Origin of the sequence: Nemorincola caseinilytica (genome assembly GCF_039540515.1) — a bacterium.
GTDB classification, from domain to species: Bacteria; Bacteroidota; Bacteroidia; order Chitinophagales; family Chitinophagaceae; genus Nemorincola; species Nemorincola caseinilytica.
On sequence record NZ_BAABFA010000004.1, the window covers coordinates 351,352 to 359,041 of the forward strand.

Below are 7,690 nucleotides of genomic sequence, written 5' to 3' on the forward strand. Positions count from 1 at the left end.
ATATTTTTCCTGTCTTTATGCTTATTTTGTATGTCTTAGTAGTAGCTATTGAATGGGTAACGGTCTGGGACATAACTTACGGGGGCTTTTCGGGATGCGTAGGGAAATGAGCCTGGGGTTCTATATCACAGACCTCATATTCAGGAAGATATTCCGGCAGAATGCCGGTACTTCCTGGGCCATACACCATACCAGCACCATACACAGCCCCGAAAGGATAACACGCGGCAAAAATGTATTCCCCGGCGATTCGCCGGGTGTGTACATCAATGCTGCCAATGGTATCAGTATTGGCGACCATACCAATATAGGTCCCAATGTGGGTCTCGTCTCGGCCGATCATGATGTCATAGACAACGACCTGCATACCCCTGCTGCACCCATCGTCATAGGCCGGTTCTGCTGGCTGGGCATGGGGGCCGTGGTATTGCCGGGTGTCACCCTGGGCCATTTCACCATTGTTGGCGCCGGCACTATAGTTACCAAAAGTTTCGAACAGGGATATTGTGTTATAGCAGGTAATCCTGCGCGCATTATCCGGCAGCTTAATAAGGAGGAATGCGATGCCTTTGCGGAGAGCAAATAACATATTTCTGAGCAATTCGTTCTTCATCTTCATCGCGAGGTTCTTCCCCATGCTGGCGAACCTCCTGGTGACCATTTGGTATTCGCGCCACCTGCCGCAGCATACCTTCGGCAATTACCAGTACTTCTGGATACAGCTCAATATCATGTACCCCCTGCTGTGCTTCGGTATACATGCCCTTATCATCACCTACTCCAAGACCATGCTGGCCAATATCCTCAGCCGCATAAGGCGGGGGTATTACCTGCTCTTCCTGCTGTGGATGCTATCGCTCAGCGCAGTATTCGCCTATATGCAGTACGATGCCGGTAGTGTGCCCTTCCTCATATCCTTCCTCTTCATACTTTCCTTTGCCGTCAATACCATTATAGAGTCGGTGCTCATAGTGTTCCGCAGGTATAATGTGCTCATGGTCACCGGCCTGCTCTATGCGCTCGCATATTGCGCCATACACAGGTATGCTCTTGGTAATGGTTTCTCTATCCGCGCCATATTCTCCATGCTGCTCATAGCAGGCCTGCTGCGCACCTTTGTACACTGCCTGGCCGTCATAAAAGAGGTACAGAAAGATACCGATGGCTACGAGGTAGAAGATGTAGATGTGCCCGGCGTGCGCTCCCTCTGGCTGCACTTGGGCATATACGATATATCGCAGATGCTCTTCTCGTGGATAGACAAGTTCGTCATTTCCCTTGTACTCAGCGCCAGTCTGTCGGCCATATATTACAATGGTGCGCAGAACATACCCTTCCTGCCTATGTTGCTTAGTGCTGCGGGTAGCGCTGTACTGCTGCAACTGGCAGGCAATATGCAGCAATACGGCGAGACCCGGCATACCATACTGCTGGTGAACCAGATGGGCAGGGTATTGTCCTGCATCGTCTTCCCGGTTTTCTGTTTCCTTTACTTCTTCCGCAACGAACTTATCGTCAACCTGCTCAGCGAGAAGTACATACCTGCCATACCCATCTTCGCCATATCGGTACTGGCCCTGCCTGTGAAGGCATACAGCTTCACCAGCGTACTGCAGCGCATGCACAAGGGGGGCATCATCAATGCCGGCGCCCTCGCCGATCTTGTTCTTGCCTGTGCGCTCATGTACCCCCTTTACCTGTGGCTGGGCCTGCCCGGTGTGGCCCTCAGTTTCGTTATATCTACCTATCTGCAGGCAGCCTTTTATCTATACTATACCGGCAGGCTGCTGGGTATAAGCCCACTCAGGCTCATACCCCTGGGCAATTGGCTGGCCAAGCTCATTGTTTTTGCTACTGTGTTCATAGCCATTCATTATATAGGCAGTATATATTTTACCGGCAGGTTTACGCTAATTTTAGGGGCTATTGCAGTTATGGTCACAGCGGCTATATCGCTGGGTATAGAGCTATACTGGCATAGAAGACATGGCGCAGCATCAAAGACAAAGTTCAAGGAATATAGATAACACAGGCTTCGGTACCAACAGCAATACCGAGGGTGGGCGCCTGGTAAATGCCGATGGCAGCATAAACCTGCGCAAGACAGGCATGCCCATCTGGACGCGCACCTCTGTGTACCACACCCTGCTGCGTATGAAGCGCGGCCATTTCTTCCTCTCTATCATGGTCTTCTATACCGCGGTCAATATCTTTTTTGCCTCGGTATATTTCCTGGTAGGTGTCGAGAACCTCTCCGGTGTCGATCACTCCCGCTCCACCTTCGACGAGGTAATGGCGGCCTTCTTTTTCTCCTCCCAGACCCTAACTACAGTAGGCTATGGCCATGTGGCGCCCACCGGCCTGCTCACCAATATCATTGCCTCTACAGAGTCGCTGCTGGGCATACTGGCCTTTGCAGTGGTAACGGGTCTCATATATGGGCGCTTCTCCCGCCCTAAGGCCTATATCCGTTTCAGTGACGATATGCTCATTTCTCCTTACAAAAGCGGCAAGGCCCTTATGCTGCGCATGGCCACTTACAAGAACAACCATCTTACCGATGCCGAGGCCCAGCTGACCATTGCCATGCATGTCAATGAGAATGGCAAGATGATCACCCGTTTCTACCCGCTGCCGTTGGAGATATCGCGCCTCAATTCCCTTGCCCTTAGCTGGACGATCGTACACCCCATCACCGAGGAAAGCCCCCTCTACCAGCTCTCTAAAGAGGATATGGTGGCTGCCCGCATAGAGGTGATGGTATACATCAAGGCATTCGACGATCACTTCTCCAATACCGTGCAGCAGCGTACATCCTATACGCACCATCAGCTAGTATACGGTGCAAAATTCCAGATGATGTACGAACGCTCCGAGACCGGCGGCTATACCGTGCTGGAGCTGGATAAGATAAATGCCCACGAGCCCGCCCACCTGTCCGAAACCGTGCCCGTTCCTTAGTTTGTTTTCGGTAAATTGCAGGGGTGTTTCTTAGCACACGCTACCATGAAGCCATTCGTACTTTCCCAGATAGATATAGCCGCTCCCAAAGAAAAGATATGGGATGCCCTTATCAACCCTGATATGACCGCACGATACATGTTCGGCTGCAGGGTAACTACCGACTGGAAGCCCGGCTCGCGGGTAGACTGGGTAGGCACGCATGAGGGTAAAGAGGTCACTTTCGTTACCGGCCATGTGGTGACGTATGAGCCGTATGCTGTGCTGGAATATACTGTTATCGATCCCTTTGCCACATATCCCTTACGCCCGAGAACCACCTGGCGGTAAAACATACACTTACCGAAAAAGAGGGTAGGGTAGTAACACTCACCGTATCGCAGGGCGACTATACCAGGGTAGCCAACGGAGAAGAGCGCTATGGCCACGGTGCCGAAGAAGGCTGGCTGCAGCTACTTACAGGTATCAAAGCCCTTGCAGAAGACTAATTACTTGTTATAATGGCTGCTCATACTTGCTCGCCTTTAGGAGATGGGGCTACTCATGTCGCAGCCGCCTTGCGCGCAGCGTATTGTCCACAAATACCAGCCCCAGCACCACGCCTATGCCTATGGCCGTGTTCACAAAGGTGCTGTTCAGTATACCGCTCATATCTATGGTGGGTATGTGCAGTGCCAGTGTTGTGGCTGGTGCGGCCCAGTTAGTGGTCAGCAGCACGGCCAGCAGGGTCACACCTATGCTCACCACGAAGAATGCCGCTATACCCCTCATCAGTGTCCTGTTTATGTATTTGCGCATCATGGGTACAGGTTGTGGTTCGGCTATGGTCGCCATCACGCGTGCGTCAAAGCCCGCCTGCGGCTCCTGTAGCGCCATGCCGGTCTCCAGCTCGTGCTCAAAGGCCAGCAACTCTTCATAGGCCGTTTTCCAGCTTTCATCTTCGCGTATCAGCATGGCAATATGCGCCCGCTCGGCCTCACTGCCTGCGCCGTCCATATACTCCCACAACCGCTGTTCTATATTTTCTTCTCTTTGTTGCATATGCCAATGCATAAAGTTACTCTATACTATTCAATATACGCCCCTATACCCTCTATACTCGTTCTTTGCGCTCGCATATCACCTCCCTCTCCAAGGGAGAGGTCACACCAGTTCCTTATACTTCCTTTCTATTATTTCCCTTAGTTTTTGCCGTGCGCGAAACAGCCGCACCTTCACATTCGTCGTGGTCATACCCGTTATCCTGGCCACCTCCTCTACCGATCGTTCGCCTATATAGAACAGCGACAGCACCTGCGCATCTACCTCCGGTAGCTGGCTTATCGCCTGCTCTATATACGCCTGCCTGCTTCGCTGCTCCTGCCGGGTCGTCGGGGCATCCTCGTGCAGGCCATCCTGCAGCACGGTCATCTTTTCCTCGCCCGGCAGTACCATATTGCTCCCCTTTTTGCGCATGTGCGACAGGCAGGTAGTATGCACTATAGTATACAGCCATGTACCGAATTTGCTCTCGCCCCTGTATGATGCCAGGTTGCGGTAGGCCTTTACAAATACATCCTGTGCCAGCTCCTCTGCCACTTCCCTGTCCTGCACATACCGCAGCGCCAGCGTAAAGACATATGACCGGTACCGCTCCACAAGCCCTGCATAGGCGGCCTGCCGCCCCTGCAATACTGCCTGTATCACGGCCATATCATCTTCCCTGCTGTGCATGTGTCCCTACTAAGACGTGGTTGTTGTGGCAAAGGTTACAGAAAATAGGTGAAAGGGATATTTGAAATTTCTACTGGTGCAAGCGTTATTCTGCTTTCCTCAATTTTTTTCTTCCCTGTGTAACCTCCCATCATTACCCCTCGTCCTATTTGTTGTCATTGCAATAACAGCTACCAACATCCGATAACATATAACCGATAACAACAAATAACATAGAACATGGGACCAGAAGCAATAGTAGTAACATTCATCACCCTCTCCATCTGCCTGCTCATTTTCGGCATAGTATATGTCAGGAACAAAGAGAATATGGCCCTCATAGAGCGTGGCATCAATCCCCGCATCTCCGATCCGCGTCCACGGCATTTCGTCAATCTTAAATGGGGCCTGCTGCTTGCAGGTGCAGGCCTGGGGCTGCTCATAGCTTACTTCATAGACATCAATACGACCGTTTGGGTCACCACGCCCAATGGCGAACGTTACCAACAGGATAACCCCGCTATATATTTCTCCCTCATAGCCATAGGCGGTGGCATAGGCCTTGTATTATCCTACTTCATAGAAAAGAGGCATTGGAAAGAAATAGAAAAGAAAGACAAGCTGTGATCCTATCATTAGTGTAATGAAAATATGCTCCGCCTTGCTTCATAGGCGGAGCATATCTGCTCAATAGTATCGCTTTATATACCTACCATCGTCATGAACTCCTGCTCCGTCAGTATGTTCACCGATCCCAGTTTCTTCGCCTTATCCAGCTTCGACCCCGCATCTTCCCCCACCACCAGGAAGTTCAGCTTACTGCTTACACTGCCCAGTATCGTACCGCCTCTTTCCTCTACCAGAGCCTCGGCATCACTTCTTTTCAGGTGGCTCAGCGTACCGGTAAAGAGGAAGGTCTTACCCGTAAGCGCGCCCTCTGCGGCCTGCTGTCCTTTATGTTCGTTCACCAGGTTCACGCCAGCGGCATCCAGCATGTCTATCATATGCTTGTTCTCCGGCCGCGCAAAAAAGTCTGCTACAGATGTGGCTACTTTTGGCCCTACATCCTGCAGGGTACAGAGTCTTTCCTTGTCCCATTCATACAGGTCGCGTATGTGCCCTACCGCAGCGGCCAGTGTCTTTGCCGTGGTCTCGCCCACATAACGTATACCCAGTCCATATATCACCCTGTTCAGGGGCTGCTTTTTCGACTGCTCTATCGCCTGCTGCAGGTTGGTCACCGACTTCTCACCAAAGCCTCCCAGTGCCTTTACTCCCTGCCAGTCTATATTGTATATGCCGGGTATGTCGGGCAACAGCCCACTGTCATGGAACTTCTGCACGTTCGATTCGCCCAGGCTGCGTATGTCCATAGCATCTTTGCTGGCAAAATGTTTTATGCGCTCTGTTACCTGTACCGGGCATGTGGCATTTATACAGCGCCAGGCGGCTTCTTCCTGCTGTCTTTCCAGCAGGCTGCCGCAGGCCGGACAATGGGTGGGGAACACTATAGGCTCTTCATCGCCCGTACGCAGCTCTGCCAGTGGTTTCACTATATATGGTATCACATCGCCGGCACGCTCTACAAGCACTGTATCGCCTATGCGCAGGTCTTTTTCTCTTATCACGTCTTCGTTGAAGAGCGATATAGATGTCACTGTCACGCCCCCTATAGGTACAGGATCTATCTTGGCAACAGGTGTCACCGACCCCACACGCCCCACCTGGAACTCCACGCGGCGCAGCTTGCTTGTTGCCTGCCTCGCTTTGAATTTATATGCCACTGCCCACCGCGGGTGGTGCGATGTCATGCCCATCTTTTCCTGCAGCGCCATATCGTTCACCTTTATCACTAGTCCATCTACCTCAAAGGGCAGGTCGTCCCTGCGCTCTTCGAATTCTATACAATATTTTATCACCTCTTCTATGCTGGTACATACCTTCATTTCCCTGGCCGGCGCCGGGAAACCCATATCGTACAGCCACTGCAGCGAACCGCGGTGTGTGTTCAGTACATCGGGTTCTGCCGCGCCGGGTAGCAACGTATGGTGACTGATGCTGTACAGAATGGCATTCAGTCCGCGTTTGCGCACCTCTGATGGGTCTAGTATGCGCAGTGTGCCCGATGCTGCATTGCGCGGATTGGCCAGTGGTTCCAGACCATTGGCCATGCGTTGCCTGTTATACTCTTCAAATACTTTTTTATGTATCACTATCTCTCCGCGTATCTCCAGTTGCTTTATGCCATATTTGTGCAGCGGTGCCGATAGCGGTATGGCCTTTATCTGTTTCACGTTCACGGTCACTTCCTCACCCATCACACCATCGCCGCGCGTAGCGCCGCGCACCAGCTTGTCGTCCTCGTATATCACCGATACGCTGGCTCCGTCATACTTGGGCTCCACACAGTAGGTCACCTGTTCCACGCCTGCCAGTTCGCGGCAGCGGCGGTCCCAGTCGGTCAGGTCCCCGGCATTGTATGTATTGTCAAGGCTCAGCATAGGCACCAGGTGGCTCACTGCAGGGAAACGCTCGCTCAGACCATAGGCCACGCGCTGCGTAGGAGAGTCGTCCGTCACCAGTCCGGGATGTTCTTTTTCCAGGTCCTTCAGCTTTTTGAAAAGGCCATCATATTCCACATCGGCCAGCATGGGAGCGCTTTGCACATAGTATTTCCAGTCGGCATATATTATTGCCTCGCGTAGCTTTACCACGGTATCTGCTGCATTGCCGGTATCATGCTCCAACAATTGTTTTGCCTGCGCATAAAGGCGCTTCTCATCATCCGATGTATACATACCGCAAAATAAGCAGTTTCGGGTGAAGAAATGCTCGAATGCTTATGAACGAAAGAGCCCGGGATCGTCTCCCGGGCTCCTTGCCTATTAAGAACTTATTGGTCTTTTATGGCTTATACATGAGTCTTACAGTTGTAGCATTTCCATCAGGTCCCTGGAAGTGGCACATGTACATGCCTGCTGCGAGGTCGTAAGGGAGTGCTACAGAAGTAGCAGGTGCTGTCACATCATAGCGGGTT

8 protein-coding genes are annotated in these 7,690 nt (G+C 51.9%); 5 read left to right on the plus strand and 3 right to left on the minus strand.

Annotated elements, in window-relative coordinates; genetic code table 11:
- Positions 1 to 106: 106 nt before the first annotated feature.
- The 4 genes from ABD843_RS02285 to ABD843_RS02300 are packed head-to-tail and all read left to right on the plus strand — an operon-like array spanning position 107 to position 3,291.
- A complete protein-coding gene (locus ABD843_RS02285; RefSeq protein WP_345077877.1) occupies positions 107 to 586 on the plus strand; it encodes an acyltransferase in 480 nt (159 codons plus the stop codon).
- A complete protein-coding gene (locus tag ABD843_RS02290) occupies positions 564 to 2,027 on the plus strand; it encodes a lipopolysaccharide biosynthesis protein (RefSeq protein ID WP_345077880.1) in 1,464 nt (487 codons plus the stop codon). The genes ABD843_RS02285 and ABD843_RS02290 overlap by 23 nt, the downstream gene beginning before the upstream one ends.
- Positions 1,987 to 2,961, plus strand: coding sequence for an ion channel (locus ABD843_RS02295; protein WP_345077882.1), 975 nt, complete (start codon positions 1,987 to 1,989; stop codon positions 2,959 to 2,961). Before ABD843_RS02290 ends, ABD843_RS02295 begins: the two co-directional genes overlap by 41 nt.
- Positions 2,962 to 3,006: 45 nt before the next feature.
- Positions 3,007 to 3,291, plus strand: coding sequence for an SRPBCC domain-containing protein (locus tag ABD843_RS02300; RefSeq protein WP_345077885.1), 285 nt, complete (start codon positions 3,007 to 3,009; stop codon positions 3,289 to 3,291).
- Between the two features lie 207 nt (positions 3,292 to 3,498).
- Here the strand turns inward: ABD843_RS02300 and ABD843_RS02305 are convergent, their stop codons facing one another.
- Both ABD843_RS02305 and ABD843_RS02310 read right to left on the minus strand, forming a co-directional pair.
- On the minus strand, positions 3,499 to 4,002 hold the full coding sequence (locus ABD843_RS02305; RefSeq protein ID WP_345077888.1) for an anti-sigma factor: 504 nt from the start codon (positions 4,000 to 4,002) through the stop codon (positions 3,499 to 3,501).
- Between the two features lie 102 nt (positions 4,003 to 4,104).
- The gene (locus tag ABD843_RS02310) at positions 4,105 to 4,674 is read right to left on the minus strand and encodes an RNA polymerase sigma factor (RefSeq protein ID WP_345077891.1); all 570 of its coding nucleotides are present in this window, start codon (positions 4,672 to 4,674) and stop codon (positions 4,105 to 4,107) included.
- 219 nt (positions 4,675 to 4,893) lie between these two features.
- Here ABD843_RS02310 and ABD843_RS02315 point away from each other — a divergent pair, with 219 nt between their 5' ends.
- Complete coding sequence (locus ABD843_RS02315; RefSeq protein WP_345077894.1) at positions 4,894 to 5,280, plus strand: DUF6249 domain-containing protein; 387 nt, start codon at positions 4,894 to 4,896, stop codon at positions 5,278 to 5,280.
- Between the two features lie 74 nt (positions 5,281 to 5,354).
- On the opposite strand, the gene ligA is transcribed toward ABD843_RS02315, so the two are convergent.
- Complete coding sequence (gene ligA, locus ABD843_RS02320; RefSeq protein ID WP_345077897.1) at positions 5,355 to 7,451, minus strand: NAD-dependent DNA ligase LigA; 2,097 nt, start codon at positions 7,449 to 7,451, stop codon at positions 5,355 to 5,357.
- Positions 7,452 to 7,690 lie beyond the last annotated feature (239 nt).